Below are 1,845 nucleotides of genomic sequence, written 5' to 3'. Positions count from 1 at the left end.
TCCCTTTTCCCGGTAGCTTTCCACCAACCGAACATACTCCGCCTCGCTCCCGTCCTTCCGACGCAACCGCAGGGTGCGTAGAAACATGAAATAGCATTACCGTTTATCATCGAGTATAGCAAGCTACAAAGGCCACTAGCATACGATAAAGTTATTCACAGAGTGGCACTACATTTTTGCAAAAGTTCGTTCCCCAACCCTGGAGCCATCGTCAAAATAGTCGATTTTCACCAAACATGGGCGGTTGTTGGCCGGGACACAGTCAGGTCTCCCTGGGGTCACACATGAATCTTCCATATCGTGCTGTCAGCAAACACCTTGGTACGATGGGTGAATGAGTAACGCCTTCGCCCCCATACTGCGGGCTCGACCTTGCCCCATCTTTGGCCGACCTGTTCATCCTCGAGGTTGCCCTCATTGATTACAGCCCAATACTTCTCCTCAAACCCTTCGGATTCCGGATCGCTCCGGACACCCTGTCCTCCACCGACTTACGCCGGTGGCTAGCGAGGCATTACCCCCGCTTTTGGATACGGCGCCCCTCATTCGAGCGCCGTAGGGACTTCAACCCTCCTGATTCATGCGCTGCCCAGCGCACAGTATGGACCTATCCGACTCCCACCTGGTCCCGCTTCGGCCCCTCGCAGGGCAGCGGTCGGTCCGCTCGGGGCCAACCCGAGCTCCCGGCCCGATGGGCCTCCCGTGTTGATGCACCGTCCTTTGCCCGCATGCCCTCGCCCAGTACCCCGGCGGCTCTCCCCAGTGCCCGTATTGCTCTCCTTCCCAGGGAGACATCGGCCTTCGCTTCTTTCTCACAAGCTCGGCGCCCGCATTGAGCGTTTCGAGGCTTTGTTCAGCGTTCACTTCCCTTAGGGCCTGCTTGCTCGCTGGCCCGCTCTCCGGGCCTTTTCCTCCAGAGGCTTCGACCACCGGCGTCACCACCAGCAGCCGCTCCGAATGCTTCCGGCTGGAGCAATAGTTGCCGGGTGGAGATCACTCCCTCCCCACTGGACGATGCACCCTTTTCACGGCGCACGGAAAAGTCTTCTTCCAATCGAAGGATCACAGCCTCCCCCAAGCGCTTTGCGATGCGGGCATCATCGGTCCGGAGGAGATCCGCTCCCACCCGAACCGAAATGTTCTCCTGGGCTGCCTGGGAAGCCCCGATGGCCCGATGCCTTCGGTTTCGCCGGAATGGGGAATCGAACCTGGAGACGCCCTCCTCCTTTGCACCGACGGCTTCTGGGTTCCTCTTCGGGAAGCGGAGATGGAGGGAACGCTCGCCCACGCGGCAATCGCCGCCGATTGGCTTGCCAGACTGGTGGAGCTCCGGAGTCAGCGCGAACCGACCCTCTTGGACAACGACAACTACACGGCCATCGGTGTGCGGGTCGCGGCGGAAGCAAAGCTTTGAATGGGCCTGTTGTGCCACAATAGAAATGTCCCCCTGAGACCTCGATAGAAATGTCCCTTAATGTTGCCTCGGAAAGGAGGAGGCGTGAGGAGGACAGCGTTGAGTGCTAAGGAGTTGGACAGGGTTGAGGTGATGGGGCGGGTGAAGGCGGGCGCCTTAAGGCTGGTAGAGGCGGCGGAGATGCTGGGTTTGAGCTGTCGGCAGGGGAAGCGGGTGTGGGCGCGGTACCGAGTGGGGGGCGGGGAGGCGTTAGCGCATCGGGGATGCTGCCGGGAGTCGAACCGTGGCTACGGACAAGATTTTCGGGTGCAAGTGATTGGCGGCAGAGCACTTGGGGGAGGAGGATGGGCTTCGGGTCAGTGCGGAGACCTTGCGGCGGTGGTTGCGGGAGGCTGGCCACAAGAGGCTGCGGCGGCGTAAGCCGTATCGTC

2 protein-coding genes are annotated in these 1,845 nt (G+C 60.6%); both read left to right on the top strand.

What is annotated here, in order from left to right; translation table 11 throughout:
• Positions 1-979 precede the first annotated feature (979 nt).
• A complete protein-coding gene (locus A37A_RS17115; protein WP_018291510.1) occupies positions 980-1,414 on the top strand; it encodes a PP2C family serine/threonine-protein phosphatase in 435 nt (144 codons plus the stop codon).
• A gap of 99 nt (positions 1,415-1,513) precedes the next feature.
• Positions 1,514-1,834, top strand: a complete 321-nt coding sequence (locus tag A37A_RS20700) for a hypothetical protein (protein WP_231363859.1) — start codon at positions 1,514-1,516, stop codon at positions 1,832-1,834.
• Positions 1,835-1,845 lie beyond the last annotated feature (11 nt).

The organism is Verrucomicrobium sp. 3C (assembly GCF_000379365.1).
Taxonomy (GTDB): Bacteria; Verrucomicrobiota; Verrucomicrobiia; order Methylacidiphilales; family Methylacidiphilaceae; genus Methylacidimicrobium.
This window is presented reverse-complemented; position numbering and strand designations above follow the sequence as displayed.